The sequence below is a fragment of the Bacillus sp. UNC438CL73TsuS30 genome (assembly GCF_000482325.1).
In the GTDB taxonomy this organism is placed as follows: Bacteria; Bacillota; Bacilli; order Bacillales; family Cytobacillaceae; genus Neobacillus.
Genome location: NZ_KI535301.1, coordinates 22,325 through 48,515 on the forward strand (window position 1 = coordinate 22,325; position 26,191 = coordinate 48,515).

Sequence of the window (26,191 nt, forward strand, 5' to 3'; positions counted from 1 at the left end):
AGCTCAGATTATAGTGCACAAATTAAGCTAATGAAAGGGTTAAACCTTTTCATTATAATTCGAAGGAGTGCTATGATATGAGGAACGTTAACATCGAACCGATTTTCAATATGTTTAAACGAAAACGAAAAAGTCGAGGGGCTATGTGGGCTTCCCTTTTTGGTCTTGGTTTAAGTGCTGCTGTGTATGGAGTTACACGAGGAAAACGAAAAATCTCAGCACTTCCTTTGCAAAATATGCAAAACAATATGCAAACGAATATGCAAAATATGGTGAAAACCTTCACTCCGAAAACCAATATAGGTATGATGGATAACGCAGCATTAACAGAGTTTTCTGAGGAGTTATTAGAAAGCGCGTTAAGAAATAAAAGACAATAGTTGAAAAAAGTCCGCTCACAGGAGCGGACTTTTTCAATAGGGTGGCTTTGGTACTTCTTTTGGCTGATAATTTATGACTTCAGAGGAATAAAGCTTAATGACTAATAAATTCCCTAATGTTTTAGCACGAATTAAAACCGGCTGATTGTATTTATTTTTAAATTCGAAATCAGGTCCAAACCAGCTAACGGTTGCATCACGGCCTTTTGGAATATAAGGCACCTCTCTGGTGTGCGAAAACCGCTGGACAATCTGCATGCCTGCATTATCAACGGCATTAAAAAGGGTGGACGAGACCTGACAAATTCCACCACCAATATCTTCAGCGTATTCCCCCCTTACAATAACGGGAGCCCGTAAATAACCTTTTTCCGCTGTTCTCTTTCCAACGACTTGGTTAAAGGAAAACTTCTCACCTGGAAAAATAACATAATTATTAATAGCTTTTACCGCTAATTTAATATTATTGGTTCTCGTTTTATTCCCTGAATTAAAGGAGGTGACATATCGGCCAATTCGTTTACTTTTTATATCCGCTAACAATTCACTATCTATTCTGGGATATACAGGCAGCATGGGAATTTCGAGATTAACCGAGCGATTTCCAAAATAGAAAGCATAAAATTGTTCGGTAAAGGCTTTGCGGTAAACTTGGTATCCAACCTGCTCCGCTACAATATTCCCATTCTGATCAAGCCTGGCATCCTTTGATGGAACAGTGAGCTGTTGGTCCAACTGATCTAGAAAGGAATTGTATTTTTTTTCAGCAATAATCGGTAACCCGGGATATTGATAGGAGAATTCTGCCCGTTTAACGACAGATATGGTCCGGCCATCCTTTGTAATTGACAAAGTATCCTGCGGGAGCATTTGCCCAGTATAAACCATTAATCCTAATAACCAAGATAACATGATCAACCCTCCTCACTATAGGATGGTTCGAAAAAATGATTTCATGTAAGCAATTTGGAAAAAAATTAACTATTTTTCCATTTTTGTCTTTACAATTATCAAAAAATATAATATTATCATTATTGAGAATGATAATAAAAAATAGGAGCATGGTTCAGAATGAAGGAATCAACCGTTGATGTGATCTTGCATCCAGTTCGTATGAGAATTATACAGTGCTTAATAAACCAACAACACACTGCCCAGCAATTGAAGGAATTGCTTCGAGATATCCCGCAGGCATCTTTATATCGGAATATAAAAAAATTAGCTGAAGCCGAAATTATTCATGTGATTAGGGAGATTCCGAATCGGGGAACCATCGAAAAAGTTTATTCTATTCAAAATCCGAATAAATCTTTAATTGGCCCTGAAGAAATCAATACATTACCCAATGATGAGCAACTGGGCTTGTTTATTAAATTTATGGCTAATTTAATGGCGGAGTTTGAACAGTATTTACAGCAGGAAAAAAAAGATTTTGCTGCAGATGGAGTAACCTTTCGTCAGGCTTCCATTTATTTAAGTGATGAAGAATTTTCCGAGTTTGCCCAGGACCTAGTTAAGGTTTTTTCAAAAGTAATCAATAATAAGCCTTCAAAAGAAAGAAGACGGAGAACCGTTGGCACCATTATTATTCCGGAAAAAAAGAATAAATAAATTAATAGGGGGAATTCCATAATGGAATTTAGGGAGAAGGATGTAACGATTCAAAGTAAGGTAGCGCTTAAAGGAACACTAAGTTTACCAAATGTACGTAGTGAAAAGCGGCCGGCAATACTGATCATAGGCGGTACAGGGAAAATGGACCGCAATGGTAAAGTAAATGAAAAGCTTGATTTAAAACTTTATCGCCAGTTAGCTGAATTCTTAACGTCTTTAGGATTCATTACCTTGCGCTACGATAAGCGCGGAGTTGCAGAAAGCGAAGGGGACTATTATAAAACAGGACTTTGGGATTTAGTGGATGATGCCAGAGCCGGAGTTCAATTTTTGAAAAATCTGCCTGAGGTCAACCCTGATCAAATAATGGTGTTAGGTCACAGCGAAGGAAGTATGATTGGGACGTTAGTAGCTGCAAGAGAAGAATTAGCAGGGGCCATTTTGCTTTCCGGCGCAGTTGCAAACTTGAGCGAAGCAGTAAAATATCAAAGGGATATTGCGAGCCAAGACGTGATGACGTTAAAAGGCTTTCAAGGATTTTTACTTCGATTGCTTGGAGTTCAAAATAAAATTGAAAAACAGGCTCAAAAGTTTACAGATAAAGTTCTTAGTTCAAATAAAGAAGTAATGAAAATCGGCTTTTCGAAAATAAATGCAAAGTGGATGCGGGAACATTTTCAACATAATATAAGAGAGGACTTAGCGAAAGTAACCTGTCCGGTTCTTGCGATTACGGGGGCGAGGGATATCCAAGCCAACCCAAAGGATTTAGAAGATCTTTCCAAATACGTACAGGGTGAATCAGAATACTACATGGTTGAAAATATGGGGCATTCCTGTAAGTTTCAAGAGAAAACATCGAATATGCTTTCAGTAAAGAAGGATATCATCTCGGAAGGCAATTTGCCTATTCATCCTGAATTATTAGGATTACTGGAGAAATGGCTGGAAAAACAATGTACGGTCAATTACGCTGAAGAACCGGTTATTATATAATCTTAAAAAAAGTGGGGGACAATAGTCTCTCACTTTTTTTAAAAAATCAATGAAAAATTTGTAGAAAAATAGTATAGTAGCAGTAGTTATAACAGAAAGATAGCTTATGATAGCAGAAAGCTATCCTATATATAGGAGTGGAAAGCATGACGGAAAATGGACGTGTTCAATTAAATGTAAGAGTATCGAAGGAAATTTCTGTGAAGTTAGATGAAATTGTCGAATATTATCAGGAAAACTTGAAAGTAGGACGGGTGTATAAAGGCGATGTGTTAACAGATATTATCGAAAAGTACTATGAAGTGATGAAAAAACAGAAACAGATGAATAAAAGATTTTAGAATACTTGCAAAATTTTTTGAATATTAAAATTCAGAGAGTATAATTATACTTAAAGCATACCAACCGGTTGGTATGTATGGGGAGGTGGAAAAATAAAATGGAAGTATTAAAACTTTTTGATTTGACGGGTAAAACAGCGATTGTTACTGGAGGAGGCCGCGGCCTTGGTGCTCAAATTGCCCAAGGTTTTGCAGAAGCGGGGGCAAATGTTGTTTTATGCTCACGAAAGGTGAAGGCGTGCCAAGAAGTGGCTGGGCAGTTGGAAAAACTAGGGGTAAAAATGCTTGCACTTAAATGTGATATTGCCAATCCGGATGATGTGGCCCATGTCGTTGCAGAAACCAAAAAGGCGTTTGGTTCGATTGATATCCTTGTTAATAACAGTGGGGCAACATGGGGCGCACCTGCAGCAGAAATGCCGCTTGAAGCTTGGAAAAAGGTCATTGATGTCAATGTGACCGGAACCTTTTTGATGAGTCAAGCAGTGGGAAAAGAGATGATTGAACAGCGGTCAGGAAAAATTATCAATATTGCTTCCGTTGCCGGATTTGGCGGAACCGACCCAAGACTAATGGATGCGATTGGCTATAACACGAGCAAGGGTGCTGTTATTACCTTTACAAAGGATCTCGCAGTGAAATGGGGGAAATACAATATTCATGTGAATGCAATTGCCCCTGGGTTCTTTCCAACGAAAATGTCAAAGGGATTAATTGAACATGGAAAAGAAGCGATCTTGGCGGGAACCCCTTTACGTCGATTTGGTACAGATGACGATTTAAAAGGCGCTGCACTGTTTCTAGCCTCAAATGCCTCAAACTATGTTACGGGTAATATATTAGTAGTTGATGGCGGAACAGCAGCAATGTAAAAAACAAAAATGCGTAATAAGGGAGCGATCCTGAGATATGGTATAATTTTCTTTAGATTTATAACAGATTGCGGGGACATAGGTGTGAAAGAAAAAATTACAGAACAAAGCATCCGTTTATTTGAAAAAAAAGGCTTCAGCGAAACGTCCATACAGGATTTAGTTGAGTCAATAGGTGTCACCAAAGGAACGTTTTATTATTATTTTTCCAGTAAAGAAGAATTACTTTTAGATATCCATCTTGGCTATATCAATGACTTGCTGCAGCACCAAGAACGGATTTTAAACGACAACAGCAAAAGCTGTAAGGAAAAATTATTTGAGATTGTCCGTATGCTGATTACGAATATTAAAACCCAGGGACAGGCAGCAAAAATCTTCTTCAGAGAAATGAAGAATCTAAGTGAAGAACGCCTCGCCATTGTTGTTCCAAAAAGAGATCAATTCCGTTTAAATATCGAAGGCTTGATCATTGAAGGGATGAAGCTCGGCGAATTCCGTCCCGATTTAAATGCTTCTATCATAACGTTTGGGATTCTTGGGATGACGAATTGGAGCTATCAGTGGTTTAATCCAAGCGGTAAATCCTCTGACAGCGAGGTTGCTGAAATGTTTGTGGAAATGATTCTAAAAGGAATTCAAGTAAAATAAACCGATGTAGAGGGTATTTTACACCCTTCTACAATCGTTTGCATACTGACTAGTTAGTATGAAATGTGAATTTGTTGAACGAAAGTGGAGGGAAACGATGCCACATCAAATAAGTCATGATACCATACCGGTTCGAAATTGTAGGTAGTCCGTTTTTCAATTTGTGAAAAGTCTTATTCAGCACGCCGCAGGAATTCCAGGAAAGTAGGAGATAGTATGAAAGTAATTCAATTTAATGAATATGGCGGTCCGGAAGTTCTTCAAATGGTGGAAAAAGAAAAGCCTATACCCACAGGGAGTAATGTGTTAATTGAAATTAATGCGATTGGTGTTAATTATGCGGATACCGCACGAAGGGAAGGGCAGTATGTGGTTCCGACTCCGCTGCCATTTATTCCGGGGGCTGAAATTGCAGGTGTGGTTAGGGAGGTTGGTGATCAAGTTAAAAATGTGTCGCCTGGTGATCGGGTTGTGACCTTGATTGAATCGGGGGGGTATGCGGAGTTTGCAGTTGCGGATGAACGCTCCTTGATTTCTATTCCTGAGCAATTAGATTTTCGGAATGCAGCTGCTTTGCCACTTCAAGGACTGAGTGCTTATCATATATTAAAAACAATGGGGCGGTTGGAGAAGGGAGAAAGTGTTCTGGTTCATGCGGCTGCGGGCGGTGTTGGGACGATTGCCGTTCAGCTGGCGAAATTGTTTGGTGCTGGGAAGGTGATTGCGACGGCAAGCAGTACTGAAAAGTTGTCGCTAGCAGCGAAGATGGGGGCAGATGTTTTAGTTAATTATACGGAGGAAGATTGGGAGCTGCAGGTTCTTGAAGCGACCGGTGGCACGGGGGTTGATGTTGCGCTTGAAATGGCGGGTGGAGAGGTGTTTAATAAAACGCTTAATTGTCTTGCTACTTTTGGCAGATTAGTGATTTATGGGGTGGCAAGCGGTGAGCAGAGCCGTTTTTATCCGTCTAGCTTGATGGCACGAAACCAATCGGTGATTGGGTTTTTCTTGCCGCAAATTATGAGAAAACCAGAGTTATTGCAGCCGAGTTTGATGGAGTTACTTGCTTATCTTGGGGATGGAAAGCTTAAGCTTACAATTGGCGGGGTTTACCCTTTGGGGGAAGCAGCTTCTGTTCATCGTTTGCTGCAGTCTCGTAAGACGAGAGGGAAATTGATTTTGGAACCGTGAATAATGAGTGATTGAGTGTGGCCATGGTGCCCGTGCAGGTGTAAAAATGGGTTGGACGGGCACTATAAAAATGGAATTTTAGAAATTGAAATTTTACATATTTGTCGGCGACAAAATAGCAGCACCAAGCCGTCAAACTGTCGCCAATAGCCCTGATAGGCGACAAAATAGCAGCACTAAGTCGTCAAACTGTCGCCAATAGCCCTGATAGGCGACAAATAGCAGCACCAAGCCGTCAAATTGTCGTCAATAGCCCCGATAGGCGACAAAAATGCAGCACCAAGCCATCAAATTGTCGCCAATAACCCCCCGATAAGCGACAAAATCAAAACTCCCAAAATATCTCAATACCAAATTCCTCACACAAAACTACCTCACCAAGCTCAATTATTAATAAACTATGAACAAAGTTTTAAAGAGTATGTAAGAAATCCCCCATTCGGTTGATAAGCTCCGAAATTGGTATACACTTGAAATAGGTAGTTTTTCATGTAGGAGATGAATCATATTGAAAATACTTGTAATTGAAGATAATAAAAGTGTATGCACAATGATTGAAATGTTTTTTGCCAAAGAAGGAATACAAGGAGAATTTATCAATAACGGCCTAGAAGGCTATAACCGTTTTAAAAGCGAAACCTGGGACGCACTCATTGTCGATTGGATGCTGCCAGGAATGGACGGAGTCACCATATGCCGGAAAATTAGAGAAGAAAAACACTCGGTGCCCATTATTATGCTAACCGCAAAAGACAGCGAGTCAGACCAGGTACTTGGCCTGGAAATGGGTGCCGACGATTATGTGACAAAACCGTTCAGTCCCCTCACATTAATGGCCAGAATCAAAGCGGTAACACGGAGATTTCAAAACCAAGTAGCCGATCCCCAAGAGGAATTTCTCCAGACCGAGCATTTTAAAATCAGCAAAAATACCCGAGAGGTCATTGTTGATGGGGAGAACATCACCAATTTAACGCCAAAAGAATTTGATTTGTTATATTATATGATCGAGCACCCAAAACAAGTTTTTTCAAGAGAACAGCTGCTGGAAAGAGTCTGGGGCTACCAGTTCTACGGCGATGAACGGACCGTTGATGTTCACATCAAAAGGCTGCGAAAAAAAGTAGAAATGACCGGAATACCTTTCTTCCACACTATATGGGGAGTTGGATACAAGTTCGATGAGTCGATTAAAACGGATGAAATTTAGGTATGCATACCAACAATTTTTTAGCCATATTAGCATTATCATTGTTGCTTTTTTAGTTTTAAGTCTATTGTTTGCCCATTATATTGAAAGTTTGGTCTATGAAAATAAGGCCGATGAACTGGTTTCATATGGTAAGGCGATTATTTCAGATATTGACCACAATCCAGAGGATACTGGGCGAATTATCAATCAATACAGTACGGTCTTATCCAAAAGGAAAATGACCTTTAGTATGTTTGATCAAGGTTTTAATCTCTACTCGGTGGGGAAACGCGGGCCGACCATCACCAATTTAGAACCCGACCAATTAAGGGAGATTGCCAAAGGCCATACCCTTGTGGTCAATGCTGATTATAAAACCTTTGGTTCAGAAGGCGTAACCTTTGTCGTGAAACCATATATAAATAATGGTCGATTTTACGGTGGCATCCTCATAGCTTCACCTATTAGTGGAACAAGTGCGATGATTGAAAAAGTCAATCAATTTTTACTCTATACGATTCTCATTGCACTGGGAGTTTCGTTTTTGCTTAGCTGGCTATTATCAAGATTACATGTTAATCGAATTAAACGGCTCCAAGAAGCAACATCGCAAGTATCGGCGGGGAATTACCACGTCAGTGTGCCTGCTTCCAACTTTGATGAAATCGGTGAATTAGCCAGCGACTTTAACCGTATGGTCAATAAAATCAACCGTTCTATGGAAGAAATTGAAAGCTTGGAAAATCGGAGAAGGCAGTTTATGTCCGATGTTTCTCATGAATTACGAACCCCCTTAACGACCATCAGCGGGGTGATTGAAGGATTGAAAAACAATATGATTCCTGAGGGAGATAAGGAAAAAGGAATCAATCTTGTTAGTCAGGAAGCGAAACGATTGATCCGCCTCGTCAATGAAAACTTGGATTATGATAAAATCCGCTCGAATCAAATCCAGCTGTTCCGTGAAGAAATACAGCTGCAGGAAGTGCTTGAAATTATTCAAGAGCAATTATATCTGCAAGCAGAAGAGAAAAATAATCAAATTATTGTGGAAGCGGACCCTGATGTACATGTAAATGCGGATTATGACCGCCTCATTCAAATTTTGATTAACATCACTAAAAATAGTATCCAATTTACAACAAATGGAACGATTTGGCTGAGAGGCATGTCGGAACAAAACGATACGATTATTGAAATTGAAGATACTGGTGTGGGCATTGACCCGAAGGAAGTCGAGAATATTTGGCATCGCTTTTATAAAGCGGATATCTCAAGAACTAGTAACCCATACGGAGAATTTGGCTTAGGGCTTTCGATTGTAAAACAATTAATTGTTCTCCATAACGGGGAAATTGATGTTTTTAGTGAAAAAGACAAAGGAACAAAATTCATCATTCGATTTAAAAATGAAAAGAATGCTGCGGTGTAAAAGCTGCAGCTTTTTCATATGGAGACAATAGTTGAGTTTTCATATTTTTTCTTGTTTTATTACAAAACCATTTAAAGTTTGTTAATAATTTCGTCATATTTGTTGGATAAAGTAAGAATAAATAAATGATTCAATAATAAGCAAAAGGAGATCGAAAGCTTATGAATTATAAAGATGAATTTAACCCAGAAAATGAACAAAACGAAACCAATTCCATTGACCTTACCATGCCGGCAAGTTCTCAAAACGGATCGGATGCTGAAAGACCAAATCTTGACAAAGAAACTCATGATTATAACCGAGCATCCTATGAGACTCATCACACACAAGAAACAAACGACAGAGAATACACCACCGCCTCTCATGGTGGAGAAGCAACCCGTTCTAAAGAAGAACCGAAAACCAGCAATAAAAGAAATTTAAAAGGCTTCGCCTCAACCTTAGCTGCAGGTGTAATCGGTTCGGTATTGACCTTAACGATTCTACCACATACAGACTATATGAAAAATTATTTTGAGAAAGCGGATAACCAATCAGCTGCTACGGAAGTAAAAGCAGTGACGGCACAGCCAACGGTGGCAAAAACTTCGGGTTCGTCCATAGCTGATACAGTTGAAAAGGTATCAAAAGCTATAGTGGGAATTGAAAACTATCAAAAACAGCAAAATAGTGATTTCTTTGGTAATTCCAGCCCCTCCTCTCAAAGTGTTGAAACAGGCTCTGGATCTGGGGTGATTTTTCAAAAAAATAATAATGATGCCTATATCGTAACGAATAACCACGTTGTCGAAGGCGCTTCAAAACTTGAAATCTCTTTATATAATGGTGAAAAAACAAAGGCAGAGGTCGTTGGGACGGATGCTTTAACCGATTTGGCTGTCTTAAAAATTGATGCAAAATATGTGAATGCAACCGCAAGCTTTGGGGATTCATCCACACTACGACCTGGTGATCAAGTGTATGCAATCGGTAACCCGCTGGGACTTGACCTTTCTAGAACGGTAACACAGGGAATTATCAGTGCAACCAACCGCAGCATTGCGGTTGATACCTCGGCAGGAAGCTGGGATACAAATGTTATTCAAACAGATGCTGCCATTAATCCGGGGAATAGCGGCGGTGCGTTGATCAATTCACAAGGGCAGGTAATTGGCATTAACAGCCTAAAGATTTCAGAGAATGGTGTCGAAGGATTAGGCTTTGCCATCCCGAGTAATGACGCAATCCCAATTGTCAATCAATTAATAAAAAATGGAAAAATTGAGCGTCCATATATCGGCATTGGTCTTGAAGATTTAGATCAAATTCCGCAAATATATTGGCAAAACCTGCCTAGCAGTGTCCAAAAGGGCGTGATGATTACGCAAGTGGATCCGCATTCAGCTGCTTTAAGTTCTGGGCTCGAAGTGAAGGATGTCATTGTTTCCATGAATGGCACGAAAATTGGTTCCTCTTCCGAATTACGTAAATATTTATATACGAAAGTAAATGTAGGAGATACCGTAAAGTTTGGGGTATACCGCAATGGTAAGCTTAAAACGATTGATGTAAAGCTATCTAAATAAGCTTTCATGTTTTGATGCAAAATAAGACCTAAACAATCACGTCAGAGGTGATGAGATGAATCGGGTCGGAAAATATGCGAGTGGAAAGATTGTAGAGGATACCGTGCTGTTAAAAATGGTTCTGGATCTTCCAGAGAAAGATAAAATGCTGATGTGGTCTGAGGGATATATCGACATGGTCATTGAAAAATTACCGGAATATGGGCGGGATATTTTGGTGAATCGCAAGAAGAAATGGGAAGACACCAAGGCTTATTATCAGGATCAGCTCGAAGACATTCTTTCAAAGGAAGAGGTAAAGTTGAAAATGAAGAGCGAACGCAAAAAGTTCGCTCTTTTTGTCATGCAGCATTTTAAGGAATTTCAATCGTTATTGTTTTTATGCTATGACGGAAATTTAAAAGAGGTTGATTTAAGGAAATTTGTTTTTCGCAGGCGATATGGTTCAAGAAAATCATATTTAAAATAGTTTATCAGCGATAATTTAAAAGGTTTAAAATTTTTTAAAAAGTATATTTACTTTTTCGGTTTAAAGTTGTAAACTTTAAAATAATTCAGGCATAAACACTATTGATATAGTAAAAATATGTTATTTTTTAAAAATAAATAATTCCTTATCGCGAGTGGTGGAGGGACAGGCCCTATGAAACCCGGCAACCGCTGTTTGATTCAAACAGAAGGTGCTAAATCCTGCAGAGTACATACTCTGAAAGATAAGGGAGAGTCGAGGTGAAAATGCGCTCTTCCTAATGGGAAGGGCGCTTTTTTTGCTCTACATAATCATGGTTATACTTTTTCCTAAAAAAGGAAGAAATTATATTATAAAAATAAATGAGGGGGATCAACATGAAGAAACTAGCATTAATCGTTACGATTTTTGCCTTTTTGTTAGCAGGCTGCGGAGGGGCAAATTCTTCTTCTTCAAAAAGCAAGGAGAAAGGTTCAGAAAAGAAGCGTGTTGCGTTAATTTTACCGGAAAAAATTGGGGTGAACCCTTTCTTCCAACAAATGGATGAAGGCGCTAAAAAGGCTGGAAAAGAATTTAACGTTGATGTAAAAACCATTGAGTCAACTGACCAAGCAGCGATTGAACAAAACCTTCGTACAGCTGTAGCGGAAAATTACGATTTGATCATTACTTCTTCCTTTGAGTCAGAAGACGCTTTAAAGAAAGTAGCAACGGAAAATCCAACTAAACAATTTGCCATCATTGATACAACCGTTGATTTACCAAACGTTCGCAGTGTAACCTTCCGTGAACAAGAAGCAGCTTACCTTTTAGGAGCAGCTGCAGGTCTTTCGACCAAAACGAATAAAGTCGGGATGGTTGTAGCCATCGATGCACCGTTGATGAAGAAATGGACAGGCGGCTTCCAAGAAGGATTAAAAGCAACGAATCCAAAAGCACAATTTCTTGTAAACTATGTTGGCAGCTTTACAGACCCGGCAAAGGCAAAAGAACTTGCCCTGCTTCAAGCCTCTAAGGGTGCAGATTTTGTTGCAGGTGCTTCAGCCGTTGGTGATTTAGGAGTATTTGAAGCAGCAAAAGAAAAAGGATTCTATACTTCGGGACAAGATGTTGACCGAACCGAAGTGGATCCAAAGCATGTTGTTCTTTCTCAATTAAAGGGAACGGATGCGGCTGCCTACGAAACCATTAAAGATTACGCAAAAGGCACATACAAAGCAGGAGTGGTTTCCTATGGTTTGAAGGAAGATGGAGTCGGGCTAACGTATGTAACAAAAGAAAGCAAGAGTCCGCTTAATCCATTTGTTGGACAAGCGAATATCGATAAGGTAAAAGCCATTAAAGATGACATCATTTCCGGTAAGGTAACGGTAACAGACCCGTTAAAATAATCGCTTAATGCATAGTAGGGAAGCTATCTAAAGAGTTTTAGAAGATAGCTTCCCTTTCACCATGAAAAACAGGTTTGAAGGGAGATAAAAAGGATGCCTCGATTGGAAATGAAAAACATGACAAAGCGTTACGGAAATTTTGAGGCAAACTCTGATGTATCGTTTTCCTTAAATCCCGGGGAAGTCCATGCCATTGTTGGGGAAAACGGGGCTGGAAAAACTACTCTAATGCGCATGTTATATGGATTAGAACAGCCGAGTGCCGGCTCTATTTTGCTTGATGGCAAGCAGGTTGACTTTAAAAGTCCATTAGACGCACTAAGTCATGGCATCGGCATGGTTCATCAGCATTTTATGTTAATTCCAAATTTAACGGTGACAGAAAATATTGTCATTGGACGCGAGCCTAAGAAGGCAGGATTTTTTAATCGTAAGAAAGCGGCTGAATTGGTTTCAGAGGTTTCAAACAATTTTGGAATTCCTGTTAGACCAACCGTTAAGGTGTCGGAGTGTTCTGTCGGGGAACAGCAGCGCATCGAAATTGTCAAAGTCCTTTACCAAGGGGCCGACATCATCATTTTGGACGAACCGACAGCGGTGTTAACCCCTTTAGAGGTAAAAGAATTGCTTAAGACGATTCGGTTTTTAGCAGAAAAGGGGAAGAGCATCATCCTTATTACCCACAAGCTGCATGAAGTAATGGAAGTGGCAGATCGGGTAACGGTATTAAGAGGAGGTAAGGTAACTGGAACTTTTCAAATCGTGGATACGAATGCAGATGAATTAGCGAAAAGGATGGTTGGCCGGGACCTCGTTCAATTAAAGGATCGTAAACAAACAGTTGGAAATGAGTTCCTTAAGGTTCAGGGAATAACGGTCCAAGGGAAATCCGAAAAACCTTTACTCGATGGTATTACCTTTTCTGTCTCTGAGGGTGAGATTGTCGGGATTGCCGGTGTTTCCGGCAATGGCCAATCCGAATTGCTTCAGGCGATATCGGGACTGATCGAGGTGGAGCAAGGCAGGATTGAACTAGGGGGAACAGAGATTACTCGTTCGTCCGTTAAGTATAGAAGAGAAGCGGGTTTAGCCCATATCCCGGAAGACCGCTATTTATGGGGGGCGGCAAAAGAGGCAAGTGTCGAAGAAAATGCCTTTATGGGATACCATCGTAACTCTGTTTTTTCGAAAAAGAATTGGTTATTAAAAAGAGATTTTCAACAAATCGTCAAAAAATGGATTGGCAAATATTCAATAAAGGCTGGTGCCTTAAACAACAACGCCGGGAATTTATCTGGCGGAAATTTACAAAAACTGATCGTTGCCAGAGAGCTCGGACACGAGACCCCATTTCTCATCGCTGCTGAACCGACAAGAGGGGTTGATATCGGTGCAATGGAGGTCATTCATGATGCCCTTATGGAAAAACGAAACGAGGGTGGAGCGATTCTTCTCGTCTCTTCCGAGTTAACGGAAATTATGACTTTATCGGACCGAATCCTTGTGATGTATGAAGGCAGAGTGGTTGGGGAGTTATCCGGGAAAGAGGCAACCGAAGAAAAATTAAGTATTTTGATGGCAGGAGGAACTTTAAATGAATCGATTGAGACAACAGCTTAATGCCCTAATACAGCCGATTCTAGCCATCGTTCTTGGTTTGATTGTCGGTATGGCGGCCATTCAAATCGTCCATGGTTCGATTATCCAAACCTATACCGAAATGTGGAATGGCGCCTTTGGGAACTTCTATTTCTTTACTTCCACTTTAGCGAGAGCGACTCCAATTTTACTTATCGCCCTAGGTGTCGGCTTTGCGTTTCGGGCCGGGGTCTTTAATCTTGGTGCAGAAGGTCAGTTGGTTTTTGGCGGCATTGCTGCAGCCTTAACGGCGTTGTATTTACCCGGACCATTCGTTGTGAAAATGATCGGTGCCCTTTTGGCAGGAATTATGGCGGGAGGAGTATGGTCACTATTAGCGGGTTGGATGGAGTTAAAGTTTAAGGTTCAATTGGTTATTTCTACCTTGCTCTTAAACTATATTGCTACTTATTTTGCTAGTTATCTAGTTTCAAAACCGTTTCAAGACCGGACCGGATCGGCGGCATTGGCCCAGACAAAAATGCTCGATGCACATCTCTGGCTGCCAAAATTATTCGCGGGTATGCCCGTACACCTTGGCTTTGTCTTCGCCATCCTATTTGCCCTCGTGTTATATATTTGTTTCCGATTTACTTCGACAGGGTATCAAATTTCCATGCTGGGAAAAAATCCTTTTTTCGCGTCCTATGGGGGGATTCATAAGCAAAAAATTACGCTACTCTCGATGTTTATCAGCGGGGCCTTATCAGGACTCGCCGGTACGTTTGAAATTATGGGAACACACTACCGTTTTATTGATGGTGCTTTAACGGCTCCAAGCTATGCCTGGACAGGCTTAATGGCTGCCTTATTGGCCAATTCGAATCCGATTGGGACCATCTTTACCTCAATTTTACTTGCTGCACTGCAGACGGGGGCGATGGGAGTAGAACGAAATACCGATGTACCGCTTGAGATTTCTAGCGTGATTCAGGCCGTTATTATTCTATTTATATCAGCTAAGTTTGCTTTTAAAGGCTTTAAAGTCATCAAGAAAAGGAGGAAGGCAGATGGAGCAGCTGTTTGATGTTTCGTTGTTAAGTTCAACCATCCGCATGGTGGCTCCGATTCTGTTAGCTGCCCTTGGCGGAATGCTTTGCACCCGGGTCGGAATTTTTAATGTGGGCTTAGAAGGGCTGATCATAACAGGTGCCTTCACAGCGGTTGTCGGAAATTATTATACCCATAGCCTTATTTTAGCTGTCCTTATGGCGGCAGCGAGCAGTGTGCTGCTTTCCCTTTTATTTGGCTTCATGACGATTAAAATGAAGGCCAATGAAATTGTGGTTGGGGTCGCGATTAACTTTTTAGGATTAGGCCTGACGACTTTCTTTTTACGAACGATCTTTCATGTGAAAGGTGCGTATTACAACAAAGATATGGAGGGCTTACCACACTGGAAGATCCCAGTGATCGATAAAATTCCTTTTTTAGGTGATGTGTTTTCAGGGCACTCCCCACTAGTTTATTTGGCCATTATATTAGCCATTTTATTCTATATCTTTTTTTACAAAACCGTTGCAGGTTTTCGTATGCTTGCTGTTGGATTCAATGCAGCAGCTTCGAAAACAGTCGGTATAAAAGTACAGGCCTGGCAATACTTAGCCATTGCCTTATGCGGTGCGCTTTGCGGGCTTGCAGGTGCACAGCTTTCCTTAGGACAGGTAACGATGTTCTCAGAAGGTATGAGTTCCGGCAGGGGATTTATTGCATTGGTGGCAATGATGCTGGGACAATCACATCCAATTGGAGTATTGGCTTCAAGTCTATTATTTGGATTAATGGATGCACTAAGTACTAGATTACAAGGGTTATCGGTTCCGACCCAATTTACGATGATGATTCCATTTGTTTTAACTCTTCTCGCCATGTTCTTCTTAAAGGATAAGGGCGTCGATCAAAATCAATCAGGCCAGCAAAGTTCTAGGTAAGGAGGAGAAAATAGAATGAATAAAGCAGAAAAAATTAAAAAAATGAAAGTACCGGTTAATGATAATCCCGAATTAGCATCCCGGCTTCCTCAAGGGCAAGTTCTCACGGAACGGTTCCCGATTCTTCATGAGGGTGAAATCCCAACCTATGATTTGGAAAATTGGACGCTCAAATTATTTGGTGAAGTTGGAGAGGAAAAAGTTTTTAAGTACGCAGATATTCTAGCCATGCCACAATCATCTGTAACGTGCGATATTCATTGTGTAACAAGATGGTCAAGGTTTGATAATACGTTTCAAGGTGTTTTATTTAAAGATTTTATAGAAGCTGCCGGAGTAAATCCGACCGGAAAATATGTGATGGTCCATGGCGATCAGGATTATACTGCCAATGTACCACTTGAAGATTTATTACGGGATGACTGTATTTTAGCGCATACCTTTGAGGGAAAGCCGCTGTCTGCTAAGCATGGCTGGCCGCTTCGCCTTGTGCTGCCGCATTTATATTTTTGGAAAAGTGTCAAATGGGTGCGGGGATTCCAATTTATGGAGGAAAACCAACCCGGCTTTTGGGAACAAAACGGTTTTCATTTAAATGGCGATCCCTTTAAAGAAGAAAGATTTTCAGGAGAAGATCTGCCAATTCCAGAGGATGAATGGGAGCACAAAGATTATGACTAATAGGCTGCCAAATTTAAAAATCAATCCGGAGGAACTCCCAAAACGTGTTCTAGTCTGTGGTGACCCTTTTCGAGCAAAGAAAATTGCCTCTTTACTAGAAGATGCCACACTTTTAGCTGAAAGCCGAGAGTATCATAGTTTCAAAGGAAAATGGAACGGTGTAGAGGTAGGCGTAGTTAGTCATGGGGTAGGTTCTCCTGGTGCAGCCGTTTGTTTTGAAGAATTGGCCCTTGGGGGAGTACAGCAAATCATCCGGGTCGGAACAGCTGGCTCCTATCAAGCGGATGTTACACCGGGCAGTCTTGTTATTAGTAAGGCCGCTGTCCGTTGTGACGGGCTGACGAGTCAGTTAGTCCCGCAAGGTTTCCCGGCTGTTGCGGACGCTAAAATTGCTGAAGCGTTGGAAAAAGCATCGATCATGAACAAAGCGGATGTTTATTCCGGAATCACCTTGACCCTAGATGTATTTTACCAAGGAGTTTTGGAATTCCCGCATGCAATTTATCAGAAAGCCGGTGTTCTCGCGGTGGAGATGGAAATTTCCGCTTTATATATCATTTCATCGTTAAGAGGAATGAAGGCTGGAGCGATTGTGGCCATTGATGGATATGCCGATGCCGATTTACGAAATACATACAATCCGCATACGGACAAAGTTAAAGAGGCAGTGGATGATGGAATAAAAATAGCCTTAGATGCCTTGGTTACACTTTAAAAAACTAATTACGATGTCATCACTTCCCTCCTAAGAATATGCTATAGGTGAACAACATGGAGGTGGCGTGATGGCTGTAGTGAGGGCAAGAAAATCCGATATCGACCTGTTAGCCAGGTTGCTTCGGGCTGAAGGTGAGGGAGAAGGGGATCTTGGGATGCTTCTCATCGGGAATGTGGGAATTAACCGGATACGTGCAAACTGTTCTGATTTTAAAGGACTTCGCACCATTCCGCAAATGGTGTTTCAACCACATGCATTTGAAGCAGTTACACATGGATATTTTTATCAATCACCCAGATCATCTGAAAGACGTTTAGCGCAAAAGGTAATCGACGGGCAAAGATTTTGGCCGGCAAAATTCAGCCTATGGTATTTTAGACCGGATGGTGATTGCCCAAGTACATGGTATGATCAGCCGTTTGTTTCAAGATATAAGCTGCATTGCTTTTATGAACCAACATCTGATACCTGCGCGAATGTATATAATACATTTTAAGATTCCTAGAGCCGTTATGCTAACGGCTCTATTTTATTTAAAGACTATGTTATAGAACAAGGTTGATTTTTAAAACAAAGTTGATTGGAGCGGAAGGCACGGAGACTCCTGTGGGAGTACGGGGTAGGGGAGACCCCGCAGGAGCGAAGCGACGCTCCCGGACCGCCCACGGAAAGCGAAGTGCCTGGAGCGGAAAACACACCTAAGTATGAATTAGAATTTCATTAAATTCCATCTGGTCGAATAAGTTTTTCTCTTGGACATATATGTAGTAAAAAGAGTATTGGACAAGGATGGATTGCATGGTAAAAAAAATGGTGGTTATTGGCTTTGGGAGTACCTTAATTGGCATCGGCCTAAATGGATTTATTATTCCATTTCATTTAATCAATGGCGGGTTTATAGGAATAAGCCTGATTATAAATTATCTATCGGGATTTAAAGCCGGATTAATTTTTATTCTCCTTAATTTTCCCGTCTATATGTTTGCCTTTAAATCTGATCCGCTTTATTTTGTTAACGGTATAATTGGGGCAATCATTTCCGGAATAATGATTGAATTACTGATTCCATTAAATGGTGTCTTCCATTTACCGATTATGAGCAGTGTGATTATCGGTGCAGTCATCATTGGGATTGGGGTCGGGGTCATGTTAAGAAATCATATTAGCCCTGGAGGAATGGATTTACTAGCATTGCTTATGGCAAAATGGTCAAAAATCAATGTCGGTGTGATTATTTTTGCAATGGACACCGTGATCATATTTGCTGCCTTGTTTCTGCTCCAGGATGCTAAACTATTTTATTCGTTGTTGATTGTCTCAATTGTTGGATTACTTGCGAGCATGATTACCTCTTTTCGCGGTGTCAAATTTTTTATTTCTTAATTTTTGGATCTTATTTTTGGAAGTTCGTTTATTTTGATAAACTATTAGAGGGAACTAAAATAAATTTTTAAAGTGCAGGCAGGATAATGAAACCAATACCAGATCATTTAAAGGAAAATTTAACGATTTTATTTGTGGGATTTAATCCAAGTATACGTTCAGGTGAAGTAGGACATCATTATGCAAATCCAAACAACCGCTTTTGGAAAATTCTTTTTGAAGCGGGGCTGACACCAAGAAAATATGAAGCCACAGAAGATGGGGATTTAGTAGAAAGGGGTTATGGGTTCACCAATATTGTGGCCAGGCCTACTAAGGCGGCAGATGAAATTACGAGGGAAGAATATCGCGAGGGTAGAGAAATTTTAAAAGAAAAGATTCTACAATTTAAACCGAGGGTGGTTTGTTTTGTCGGGAAAGGCGTATACCAGGAATATAGTGGCCGAAAAACGGCGCCTTGGGGGGTACAAACGGAATCGGTTGTTCCGGGGACAATTGATTTTGTCGCACCATCTTCAAGTGGACTTGTCCGAATGAGGATGGAGGAGATTGTGGAGATATACAAGCAACTAACTAAATTAATTGAAGAATAAAAAACATCGAGGGGTGTGCCTTCGATGTTTTTTCTAAGTTAATTTCCATATTTTTTTTGATAATGCGAAAGGGCGATTAACGGGAAAACATAGCGGTAGCTGTGATAGTGGATGTAAAAGGCGCCCGCCATACCTTGGCCCTTTGGATAGTCTGTTGTCCAATCCTCTTTTTCGATCGAAGCGAGCAAATACGAAATTCCTCTATCAATCTCTTTTGTTGGCTGATCCGAAGCTGCGATTAAGGCATCAAGTGCCCAGGCGGTATGTGTCAACGTACTGGCGCGGAGCGGGACATAGGTTTCTTGATTATCACTTTGACAAGATTCCCCCCAGCCACCGTCATCATTTTGCGTGCTCTTCAGCCAGGTTACCGCCTTTACGACAGGCGGTTCAGTAGCGGGGACTCCGACTGATAAAAGCCCTGTGATTGCTGCCCATGTCCCGTAAAGATAGCAAATTCCCCATCTTCCATACCAGGACCCGTTCTTTTCCTGGTTTTTCATAAGCCATTTGACAGCTCTTTTTACATCCTCATGATTGCGTGATAGATTCGTATAATTCCCGAAAAATTCAAGGGTTCGTCCTGTAAGATCTGCACAGGTAGGGTCCAATAACATATACTTACCTTTTTCAACGGGTAAAAACTCAACAAGCTTTGAATTGACGTTTTTTTCAAAGGCTGCCCAGCCGCCATCATCATTTTGCATCGAAAAAATCCAGTTAATCCCGCGGTCCCAAGCGTTAAGGTGAGAGGAAGCGATTCTTGAAATCGAGCGAAGCGAGGCGGTCGTATCATCAACATCCGGGAGTATATGGTTCACATGGGAAAAACCCCAGCCCCCCGGCAGACTGTTCGGATTATGAATCACCCAATCACCGAATTTATGATGCTGCCTTTCTAATAAATATTGATTTGCCCGTACAATCATTGGGTCTTCCGGTATAATACCTGCCCCCTGCAGCGCATAACCAATTAATGAGGTATTCCAAACAGTTGCCGTCGTGTACTGCAAATGGGGAAAGCCCTTAATCTCACATTTCATAGACTTAATTCCATTTACCGCATTGATAATAATCGGGTCGGTCTTTTTGTACCCTAGTGAGAGGAGTGCGAAAATCATTAAAAATGTGCAGCTGTAATAGCAGTAAAACGTACCATCCGGCTCTATTCGGTCGAGCATATATTTTTTAGCCCGTTCGATGGCTAATCTGTGCAGGTCACCAGGTAATCCGAGTAAATTTTTTACACCATCTTCAAGGAAGGAAAACAGCGACCGCATTTCGCTTGAACGAACCCATGGGTCAGGTGTGTTACGGTCTATCTGCAATTCCGATAAATTTGGACTTTTCGCTGTGGTGAGGGTGAATTTTTTATCCGCCAAAATCATGATGGGAGTGAGATTTGCTCTGCCAAAAACAGAAAATGAATAGAAATTGATCGGGAAGCTTAGTGGTAAGAGAATGACCTCAACCGGCAGCGGGGAAAATGTTGGCCATTTATATTGTCCAGTAATGGCTAACATGACCTTTGTATACATACTAGCTTCTTCCAAGCCGCCATTCGCCAATATAAATCTTTTTGCCGCTCTCAAGCGACGATCACTTTTTTGAAAATACCCTGAATAAAGTAGAGCGTAATAGGCCTCAATGGTTGCTGTCAGATTTCCTTCGCCCTCATCGTAAAATATTTTCCACGCCCCATTCTTTTCCTGCCTGGATAATATTCGCTTAGCTAACCCTTGGATTAATTCTTCATCATGTAATTCCAATGTCCTTAATAAAATAATCATATATGCATCTGTTGAAATTCCTGTTTCAAAGGGATAGTTCCATGAGCCGTCGGGAGATTGATCGTTCTTTAGCTTTCCTACAATCCAGTCGATGCCCTTACTTGCAGTGATCATCCTATTTTTTCATTCCTCTCCCATTAATGGATTCTTATCTATACATATTCCCTTTAGGTAAGGAGAATTCGTAGGGGAGGTGCTGTGTTATATTTTTTCTGCGAAGCCGTGAAAAATCACCACTTGACAGTATTACCGAAGAACTGAAGAAGAAAAGCAAAATGGTTGGTAAGGCTTCTGTTCATGAAGAGCTGTTACCGAAACGGGACCGCTTGCTGTTAAAACAAATTAGGCTGAAAACCCAAGAATATAATCTAAACAATGTCACAAGGACCCGAGCGTATTTTGAATTTTATCAGTACCATCCCGAAATTCATTGGGCATTTTTAGGTCATATGGTTTCAAGGAATGGCGGCTTTAATATGAGCGATTTAAAAGGAGAATTTTTGACGAGATTGTTATCGAAAAAAGAAAGAAATTCATTTTTTTCCTTTCTGGAGCGGGGAAATTGGCTGATTTTCCAAGATGCCTATCCGCAATTTTTACTTTATCGCGAAAGTCTTTATATCAGCAAACCGTTATTTTACTTATTTCCATACCTAAATATTTCGACCTTCATGGAAACCATTTGGAATCATTTTTGGCAAAATCATGACACCTACATCCTTACGATGGCCCTTATAGTGAATGAGCAAAGCTATTTAGAAAAGAGAGTCGTGCAAAACCCTCAATTTAAAAAGGAGGTGTTCAATAAACTGGAGTTTAAACTGCAGGATTTGCTTTCCTTTAACCAAATTCTTTTTCCGTATGGAAAAAAAAATATGGTGGGCCAGACCCTTCATCAATTTGGCTCGGTCAATGAGCGAATTTTATTAGGAAAACGATTATATGCTGTTTTATATCAGGACCGGGATATTTTTGAGGGTGTGGTGGAATGGGCAAAAAGTCATCCGCATACAGGTTCAAGAAAGGATTACTGGCCGGATGTTTTCAATCATATCAATGAAGGAGTTCCGGGCGCGGCTTACCAGCTTCGTTTAAAATCCTGCCGTCTGCGTCCTGGTGCAAGAAAAATATTTAGTCCCAATTTGGAATCCGCTTGGAAAAATCGAACGCATCCGGAAGCGGAAAAAGGTGATTGGTTTCTCGACTGGCGGGTTGTGGATTATTTAAAAGAGGACAATGAATCTTATGATGGGGAGATTAAGAATGAATACTGTAAAACACTTGAACGGCTCGAGCTTGCCGCCCTTGCGAAAAAAGCGATATCTATTTTGGATTAAAACGTATATTCCCGCAATGCTGCTTGGTTCACTTCTTGGAACGTATTTAAATCTCTATTTTGTTGAAAAACAAATGTATCGTTTTCCAATTAGGCCTTATCCGGAATTTTTTTCGATTAATATTGTGTTCACCCTTGTAGTGCTTCCGGTCTTTATTTTTGTTTTTCTTTATATGATGAAAAAGGTAAATGGATGGGGGAAGGCGGGAATTGTCCTATTTTTAAGTCTCTTCATGCCAATCATGGAAAAGTTATCAGAGATGGTAGGGATGTTCGCGCATTCGAGTGAATGGAAACACCTTTATGCGGCAGGAGGTTATTTAATTTTTTTAACGGTTATTTATAGCTTTTTTCATTGGATGGAGAATAAAAACAAAAGCCAAGACTAATGTCTTGGCTTTTCAGGTACCGCGTAAGCTGCACCTGCCCCTTCCGTCCGTACAGTGGTTAAGTGTCCCGCAACAAGCGAATGTTCGGAAGGGGTACCTCTAGTTTACCACAAATTTGGAAAAAATAAAGATGGTTACAAACTTTCTTTTCTTGTTTGAAAAGTGTAAATTTAATTAGGTTCTACGTGGACATGGACATCTAAGACATGATGTTCCTTTATTAATTCATTTTCAACTTTGGTTGCAATATCATGAGCTCCACGAATATCTAAGTCAGAATTTACTAGGATTACTATGTCCACTACCACGTTATTTCCGTAATTCCTAGCCTTAATGTCTTGAACACCTTTTACACCATAACACTTAATAATCGAATCTTTATATGATTCTATTTGTTTTACATCAAAGCCATCAGTTAAATGGTGCGATGTATCTCTAAAAATCTCCCAACCAGTCTTACAAATGATGAGTCCAACAATTATAGCAGTAATAGGGTCTAACCAAGGAAGGCCAAACTGAGCCCCAATAATTCCGATGAATGTTCCTACGCTAACCCATGCATCTGAGAGATTATCCTCCCGCACAGGCTAAAATTCTAAGTGTATGGGAACGATGAAGCCCGGAAAGTGCCCGTGCCAGCTAAAAATCTCTGAATATGGGAACGATAGAGCCCTGATAGTGCCGCACCATCTATAAATCTCTGAATATAGGAACTATGAAGCCAGGAAAGTCTTATTTTACTGGTAGAAATAAATCTTTAATTGACAATCAATATCAATAAAAATACAATAGTTTTAGATGATATTGAAAATCGTTATCAATTGTTGGACTTCACAAGGAGGATCCTTTATGGGCAAAAATCTATTACTTAAATTATCTATCCTACTATTAATATTAGTATTTGGGGTACATACTACTGTGTCAGCGGCTGGAAATTCCAGTGAGGATATAAAGAAAGCTGAAGTTTCAGTTGATAAAGCCATCGACTATGCTTCTAAAGGGAATCTTTCCGAAGCACAAAAGGCGTATGATCAATTTAATAAAACCTGGAGAGAAATTGAAGAAGGAATTAAAGCTGATTCAGCGACTGCATATCGAGACATTGAATCGAATATGGGGCAGGTTGTTTATGCCCTTACCCTTAAGAAGCAGGATCAGGTTTTACAAGCTTTAAAAGGTTTAAAAGCAGTTAATGAAAAATTTGCAAGTGGGGGCTATCCAAAAGAAGCAGGCATTAAGAAAGAAGATATCTCTTTAGATGATTTTATCGTGCTTCTCCAAGAAACAAAGAAGGAAATTAAGGAGCAAAAGCAATCAGAAGCTCTTGCAGATATTAAAAAGGCAAGTAGCAGCTGGTTGAGCGTAGAAGGAGTAGTTGTTGCACAATCTGCCACAGTTTATAGCGATTCCGAAAGAGATTTGGTAACCATTCAAGCTATGCTTGCTGCAAATCCACCAAATTTTAAAGATGCAAATAAAACTGTCGATAACATGATAAAATACTTGACCCCTTTAGCTGATAAAACGGAATATACTTATTGGGATGCAGCAATGATTCTTATTCGTGAAGGTTTAGAAGCATTGCTTGTTGTTATAGCCCTTATGTCATTTGTAAAAAAATCAGGTGAGGGAAAGGGAAAAGGCTGGATTTGGACTGGTGTTTTATCGGGTCTTGGCGTTAGTGTGATTCTTGCAGTCATTGTTAAATTTGTCATTTCTTCTGGCGCGTTTGGTAACAATAATGCTCTAATCGCTGGTTGGACTGGGGTTTTTGCAGCAGTCATGTTACTGTATATGAGCTATTGGCTTCACAGTCAATCCAATATAGCTGATTGGAATCGGTATATTCGTGAAAAAAGCCAAACAGCATTAACCACAGGTAAACTAGTTTCTTTAGGGGTTCTTGCCTTTCTTGCGGTATTTCGGGAAGGAACAGAAACAGTGTTGTTTTATATCGGAATGGCAAGCCAGATAAAACTTCAGGCATTACTGATAGGTTTTCTCATAGGAGCAGCAATACTGGGAATCTTAGCTTATCTAATGGTATTTGTCGGATTAAAATTGCCACTTCGTCCATTCTTTATGGTATCTAGTTTAATCGTATTTTACCTGTGTATTAAGTTTACAGGTATGGGGATTCATAGCCTACAATTATCTGGCTTAATCCCAACAACGAATTCTCAAAGCATCCCAAGTATAGAATTTTTTGCACTATACCCATCTTGGGAAAGTACAATTCCACAGGTAATTCTGGTTCTTGGTGCAGTGATTATACTTTTATCAAAAAAATTTAAAAATCAAAAACAAAATGCTGTGAACAATAATCACAATGAAAGTAGGAAACTATCATGAAAAAATTAACATCAATGGTTTTAGCAGTTGGTCTAGGGAGTGCATTAGTATTAGCTGGTTGTACTTCAACTGATAACAAAGTTTCTGATGGTGTAAATAAAATGTTGGATACAACAGGACAGTTATCAAAAGCAATCGATAGTGGTGACCAAGCAAAAGTAAAAGAAGTTGGACCGAAATTAGAAGATCAATGGTCTTCGTTTGAAGACGATGTGAAAAAGGATAACAAAGACCTTTACGGAAAAGTTGAAAAATATCTAGATCCGACGATTGCTGGTTCAGAAGCAAAAACTCTTGATAAGGAGGCATTGGGTTCTTTAAATGATCAATTAACGGATGCCTTGAAAGAATTACAGAAAAAAACCAAATAATTAAATTTAAAACACCGACTACATTTTAGAAGTCGGTGTTTTATTAAATTTACTTAGACTGTTCCATATGGAATTACTTAATTTTGTTAGCTTCGGAAGTCCCAATAATTTAATAGGGAGGATTTAAAAAGCAGAAGGAAAATTCTGAGGCAACCGTAGATTGATAATAAAGATAAATTAAGTAGATTATCAATGGTTAAGGGGGGAATTTTCCCCCTCCTATTTTTTCATCGCCTTATCTTAAAGTTTTTAATGCACCGCTCCATGCGATTAGTTGATCAAGCATAGCATTTACATTATTAAGATGTAAATCTTGAGGTTTGAAATTGGATCCGTTCTCGAAATCCGTAAATAAGGATAATGTTGGATGTACTCGAACATCAGCGATTAGTAATTCACCACAAATTCCACGTAAATGTTCAGCTGCACGAGCACCGCCGGTAGAGCCGTAGCTGACAATACCTGCTGCTTTATTATTCCATTCATCACGAGCAGAATCTAATGCATTTTTTAATGCACCTGTAATACTGTGATTATATTCTGCAACAATAAATACAAAACCGTCTAAAGAAGCTAGTTTTTCCGACCAAGCTTTTAATCCAGGTTCATCTCCTGCAGTTGTAAAAACAAATGGCAGATTGAATTGGGCAATATCTACAATCTCATAATCTGCATCCCCACGTTTATCAGCAATACCTTTAACCCATTCTCCAACTTGCGGACTCACTCTACCTTGGCGTGTGCTACCTAAAATAATTCCTATTTTTTGTTTTTCATTTGCCATTACTTCTTCCTCCTTTGTGGAACTTCCGAATAATTTGTTTAAAAGACCCATAAGATCAACTGCCTTTTGTTTATTATGGCCCTAACAAATTTATTATGAGTAATGAAGTCATACTCTATTCCTAAACTCCT

Annotated in this window: 27 protein-coding genes, 1 pseudogene and 1 riboswitch; of the genes and pseudogenes, 24 read left to right on the top strand and 4 right to left on the bottom strand. The window is 40.1% G+C overall.

All coding sequences use genetic code 11. The features are described 5' to 3' along the window. Positions 1-77: 77 nt before the first annotated feature. Positions 78-380 (top strand): hypothetical protein, encoded by a 303-nt coding sequence (locus M028_RS0128575; protein ID WP_026576878.1) that lies wholly within the window; start codon positions 78-80, stop codon positions 378-380. 33 nt (positions 381-413) lie between these two features. Here M028_RS0128575 and M028_RS0128580 read toward each other — a convergent pair whose 3' ends face one another. Then, a complete protein-coding gene (locus M028_RS0128580; protein ID WP_026576879.1) occupies positions 414-1,295 on the bottom strand; it encodes a VanW family protein in 882 nt (293 codons plus the stop codon). Between the two features lie 156 nt (positions 1,296-1,451). Here M028_RS0128580 and M028_RS0128585 point away from each other — a divergent pair, with 156 nt between their 5' ends. From M028_RS0128585 to M028_RS0128675, 19 genes are all read left to right on the top strand, one after another. Beyond that, positions 1,452-1,991 (top strand): helix-turn-helix domain-containing protein, encoded by a 540-nt coding sequence (locus tag M028_RS0128585; protein WP_026576880.1) that lies wholly within the window; start codon positions 1,452-1,454, stop codon positions 1,989-1,991. Positions 1,992-2,012: 21 nt separating this feature from the next. Beyond that, the gene (locus M028_RS31315) at positions 2,013-2,990 is read left to right on the top strand and encodes an alpha/beta hydrolase (protein WP_051591310.1); all 978 of its coding nucleotides are present in this window, start codon (positions 2,013-2,015) and stop codon (positions 2,988-2,990) included. Positions 2,991-3,136: 146 nt separating this feature from the next. Continuing rightward, positions 3,137-3,331 carry a hypothetical protein gene (locus M028_RS0128595; RefSeq protein WP_026576881.1) on the top strand — a complete coding sequence of 65 codons (195 nt, stop codon included), beginning with the start codon at positions 3,137-3,139 and terminating at the stop codon, positions 3,329-3,331. Positions 3,332-3,429: 98 nt separating this feature from the next. Further along, the gene (locus M028_RS0128600; protein ID WP_026576882.1) at positions 3,430-4,203 is read left to right on the top strand and encodes an SDR family oxidoreductase; all 774 of its coding nucleotides are present in this window, start codon (positions 3,430-3,432) and stop codon (positions 4,201-4,203) included. An 84-nt stretch (positions 4,204-4,287) separates the two neighbouring features. After that, the gene (locus M028_RS0128605; protein ID WP_026576883.1) at positions 4,288-4,854 is read left to right on the top strand and encodes a TetR/AcrR family transcriptional regulator; all 567 of its coding nucleotides are present in this window, start codon (positions 4,288-4,290) and stop codon (positions 4,852-4,854) included. 216 nt (positions 4,855-5,070) lie between these two features. Then, on the top strand, positions 5,071-6,045 hold the full coding sequence (locus tag M028_RS0128610) for a quinone oxidoreductase family protein (RefSeq protein ID WP_026576884.1): 975 nt from the start codon (positions 5,071-5,073) through the stop codon (positions 6,043-6,045). A 508-nt stretch (positions 6,046-6,553) separates the two neighbouring features. Next, the gene (locus M028_RS0128615; RefSeq protein ID WP_026576885.1) at positions 6,554-7,255 is read left to right on the top strand and encodes a response regulator transcription factor; all 702 of its coding nucleotides are present in this window, start codon (positions 6,554-6,556) and stop codon (positions 7,253-7,255) included. Next, positions 7,245-8,669 carry a sensor histidine kinase gene (locus M028_RS0128620; protein ID WP_026576886.1) on the top strand — a complete coding sequence of 475 codons (1,425 nt, stop codon included), beginning with the start codon at positions 7,245-7,247 and terminating at the stop codon, positions 8,667-8,669. Before M028_RS0128615 ends, M028_RS0128620 begins: the two co-directional genes overlap by 11 nt. Positions 8,670-8,830: 161 nt before the next feature. After that, positions 8,831-10,234, top strand: coding sequence for a S1C family serine protease (locus M028_RS0128625; RefSeq protein WP_026576887.1), 1,404 nt, complete (start codon positions 8,831-8,833; stop codon positions 10,232-10,234). Positions 10,235-10,289: 55 nt separating this feature from the next. Further along, the gene (locus M028_RS0128630) at positions 10,290-10,703 is read left to right on the top strand and encodes a hypothetical protein (protein ID WP_026576888.1); all 414 of its coding nucleotides are present in this window, start codon (positions 10,290-10,292) and stop codon (positions 10,701-10,703) included. A 142-nt stretch (positions 10,704-10,845) separates the two neighbouring features. Continuing rightward, positions 10,846-10,954, top strand: a riboswitch (SAM riboswitch). Between the two features lie 126 nt (positions 10,955-11,080). Continuing rightward, positions 11,081-12,094, top strand: coding sequence for a BMP family protein (locus tag M028_RS0128635; protein WP_026576889.1), 1,014 nt, complete (start codon positions 11,081-11,083; stop codon positions 12,092-12,094). Between the two features lie 93 nt (positions 12,095-12,187). Next, on the top strand, positions 12,188-13,714 hold the full coding sequence (locus M028_RS0128640; protein ID WP_035425023.1) for an ABC transporter ATP-binding protein: 1,527 nt from the start codon (positions 12,188-12,190) through the stop codon (positions 13,712-13,714). After that, positions 13,689-14,759, top strand: a complete 1,071-nt coding sequence (locus tag M028_RS0128645) for an ABC transporter permease (RefSeq protein ID WP_026576891.1) — start codon at positions 13,689-13,691, stop codon at positions 14,757-14,759. The genes M028_RS0128640 and M028_RS0128645 overlap by 26 nt, the downstream gene beginning before the upstream one ends. Continuing rightward, the gene (locus M028_RS0128650) at positions 14,743-15,663 is read left to right on the top strand and encodes an ABC transporter permease (RefSeq protein WP_026576892.1); all 921 of its coding nucleotides are present in this window, start codon (positions 14,743-14,745) and stop codon (positions 15,661-15,663) included. Before M028_RS0128645 ends, M028_RS0128650 begins: the two co-directional genes overlap by 17 nt. 15 nt (positions 15,664-15,678) lie before the next feature. After that, complete coding sequence (locus M028_RS0128655) at positions 15,679-16,344, top strand: sulfite oxidase-like oxidoreductase (protein ID WP_026576893.1); 666 nt, start codon at positions 15,679-15,681, stop codon at positions 16,342-16,344. After that, on the top strand, positions 16,337-17,059 hold the full coding sequence (locus M028_RS0128660) for a nucleoside phosphorylase (protein ID WP_026576894.1): 723 nt from the start codon (positions 16,337-16,339) through the stop codon (positions 17,057-17,059). Before M028_RS0128655 ends, M028_RS0128660 begins: the two co-directional genes overlap by 8 nt. A 70-nt stretch (positions 17,060-17,129) precedes the next feature. Further along, complete coding sequence (locus M028_RS0128665; RefSeq protein ID WP_026576895.1) at positions 17,130-17,558, top strand: cell wall hydrolase; 429 nt, start codon at positions 17,130-17,132, stop codon at positions 17,556-17,558. A gap of 302 nt (positions 17,559-17,860) precedes the next feature. Further along, positions 17,861-18,445: a YitT family protein gene (locus M028_RS0128670; RefSeq protein WP_026576896.1), complete on the top strand. Its 585-nt coding sequence runs from the start codon at positions 17,861-17,863 to the stop codon at positions 18,443-18,445. An 86-nt stretch (positions 18,446-18,531) separates the two neighbouring features. Further along, on the top strand, positions 18,532-19,038 hold the full coding sequence (locus M028_RS0128675; protein WP_026576897.1) for a mismatch-specific DNA-glycosylase: 507 nt from the start codon (positions 18,532-18,534) through the stop codon (positions 19,036-19,038). 38 nt (positions 19,039-19,076) lie between these two features. Here the strand turns inward: M028_RS0128675 and shc are convergent, their stop codons facing one another. Further along, on the bottom strand, positions 19,077-20,942 hold the full coding sequence (gene shc / locus M028_RS0128680) for a squalene--hopene cyclase (protein ID WP_035425026.1): 1,866 nt from the start codon (positions 20,940-20,942) through the stop codon (positions 19,077-19,079). A gap of 161 nt (positions 20,943-21,103) precedes the next feature. On the opposite strand from shc, the gene M028_RS0128685 reads away from it, so the two are divergent. Together M028_RS0128685 and M028_RS0128690 are read left to right on the top strand one after the other, a co-directional pair. After that, positions 21,104-22,165, top strand: a complete 1,062-nt coding sequence (locus M028_RS0128685) for a DUF2515 domain-containing protein (RefSeq protein WP_081810931.1) — start codon at positions 21,104-21,106, stop codon at positions 22,163-22,165. Further along, a complete protein-coding gene (locus M028_RS0128690; RefSeq protein ID WP_026576900.1) occupies positions 22,092-22,553 on the top strand; it encodes a CBO0543 family protein in 462 nt (153 codons plus the stop codon). The genes M028_RS0128685 and M028_RS0128690 overlap by 74 nt, the downstream gene beginning before the upstream one ends. Positions 22,554-22,723: 170 nt before the next feature. Here the strand turns inward: M028_RS0128690 and M028_RS31320 are convergent. After that, a pseudogene (locus M028_RS31320) lies at positions 22,724-23,131 on the bottom strand (cation diffusion facilitator family transporter); the annotation flags it as partial. Between the two features lie 271 nt (positions 23,132-23,402). Here M028_RS31320 and M028_RS31325 point away from each other — a divergent pair. Both M028_RS31325 and M028_RS31330 read left to right on the top strand, forming a co-directional pair. Further along, a complete protein-coding gene (locus M028_RS31325; RefSeq protein ID WP_051591312.1) occupies positions 23,403-24,905 on the top strand; it encodes an FTR1 family iron permease in 1,503 nt (500 codons plus the stop codon). Further along, entirely contained in the window at positions 24,902-25,276 is a 375-nt protein-coding gene (locus M028_RS31330; RefSeq protein ID WP_051591313.1) for a hypothetical protein, read from the top strand. Before M028_RS31325 ends, M028_RS31330 begins: the two co-directional genes overlap by 4 nt. 235 nt (positions 25,277-25,511) lie before the next feature. Here M028_RS31330 and M028_RS0128710 read toward each other — a convergent pair whose 3' ends face one another. Continuing rightward, positions 25,512-26,111: an NADPH-dependent FMN reductase gene (locus tag M028_RS0128710; RefSeq protein ID WP_026576901.1), complete on the bottom strand. Its 600-nt coding sequence runs from the start codon at positions 26,109-26,111 to the stop codon at positions 25,512-25,514. Between the last annotated feature and the right edge of the window lie 80 nt (positions 26,112-26,191).

Coding starts and splice junctions, on each gene's coding strand:
- M028_RS0128595 (WP_026576881.1), top strand. CDS start 3,137: ATGACGGAAAATGGACGTGTTCAATTAAATGTAAGAGTATCGAAGGAA.
- M028_RS0128710 (WP_026576901.1), bottom strand. CDS start 26,111: ATGGGTCTTTTAAACAAATTATTCGGAAGTTCCACAAAGGAGGAAGAA.
- M028_RS0128585 (WP_026576880.1), top strand. CDS start 1,452: ATGAAGGAATCAACCGTTGATGTGATCTTGCATCCAGTTCGTATGAGA.
- M028_RS0128645 (WP_026576891.1), top strand. CDS start 13,689: ATGAATCGATTGAGACAACAGCTTAATGCCCTAATACAGCCGATTCTA.
- M028_RS0128575 (WP_026576878.1), top strand. CDS start 78: ATGAGGAACGTTAACATCGAACCGATTTTCAATATGTTTAAACGAAAA.
- M028_RS0128670 (WP_026576896.1), top strand. CDS start 17,861: ATGGTAAAAAAAATGGTGGTTATTGGCTTTGGGAGTACCTTAATTGGC.
- M028_RS0128660 (WP_026576894.1), top strand. CDS start 16,337: ATGACTAATAGGCTGCCAAATTTAAAAATCAATCCGGAGGAACTCCCA.
- M028_RS0128625 (WP_026576887.1), top strand. CDS start 8,831: ATGAATTATAAAGATGAATTTAACCCAGAAAATGAACAAAACGAAACC.
- M028_RS0128685 (WP_081810931.1), top strand. CDS start 21,104: ATGGTTGGTAAGGCTTCTGTTCATGAAGAGCTGTTACCGAAACGGGAC.
- M028_RS0128690 (WP_026576900.1), top strand. CDS start 22,092: ATGAATACTGTAAAACACTTGAACGGCTCGAGCTTGCCGCCCTTGCGA.
- M028_RS0128600 (WP_026576882.1), top strand. CDS start 3,430: ATGGAAGTATTAAAACTTTTTGATTTGACGGGTAAAACAGCGATTGTT.
- M028_RS31330 (WP_051591313.1), top strand. CDS start 24,902: ATGAAAAAATTAACATCAATGGTTTTAGCAGTTGGTCTAGGGAGTGCA.
- M028_RS0128665 (WP_026576895.1), top strand. CDS start 17,130: ATGGCTGTAGTGAGGGCAAGAAAATCCGATATCGACCTGTTAGCCAGG.
- M028_RS0128635 (WP_026576889.1), top strand. CDS start 11,081: ATGAAGAAACTAGCATTAATCGTTACGATTTTTGCCTTTTTGTTAGCA.
- M028_RS0128650 (WP_026576892.1), top strand. CDS start 14,743: ATGGAGCAGCTGTTTGATGTTTCGTTGTTAAGTTCAACCATCCGCATG.
- M028_RS0128630 (WP_026576888.1), top strand. CDS start 10,290: ATGAATCGGGTCGGAAAATATGCGAGTGGAAAGATTGTAGAGGATACC.
- shc (WP_035425026.1), bottom strand. CDS start 20,942: ATGATCACTGCAAGTAAGGGCATCGACTGGATTGTAGGAAAGCTAAAG.
- M028_RS31315 (WP_051591310.1), top strand. CDS start 2,013: ATGGAATTTAGGGAGAAGGATGTAACGATTCAAAGTAAGGTAGCGCTT.
- M028_RS0128610 (WP_026576884.1), top strand. CDS start 5,071: ATGAAAGTAATTCAATTTAATGAATATGGCGGTCCGGAAGTTCTTCAA.
- M028_RS31325 (WP_051591312.1), top strand. CDS start 23,403: ATGGGCAAAAATCTATTACTTAAATTATCTATCCTACTATTAATATTA.
- M028_RS0128620 (WP_026576886.1), top strand. CDS start 7,245: ATGAAATTTAGGTATGCATACCAACAATTTTTTAGCCATATTAGCATT.
- M028_RS0128640 (WP_035425023.1), top strand. CDS start 12,188: ATGCCTCGATTGGAAATGAAAAACATGACAAAGCGTTACGGAAATTTT.
- M028_RS0128675 (WP_026576897.1), top strand. CDS start 18,532: ATGAAACCAATACCAGATCATTTAAAGGAAAATTTAACGATTTTATTT.
- M028_RS0128655 (WP_026576893.1), top strand. CDS start 15,679: ATGAATAAAGCAGAAAAAATTAAAAAAATGAAAGTACCGGTTAATGAT.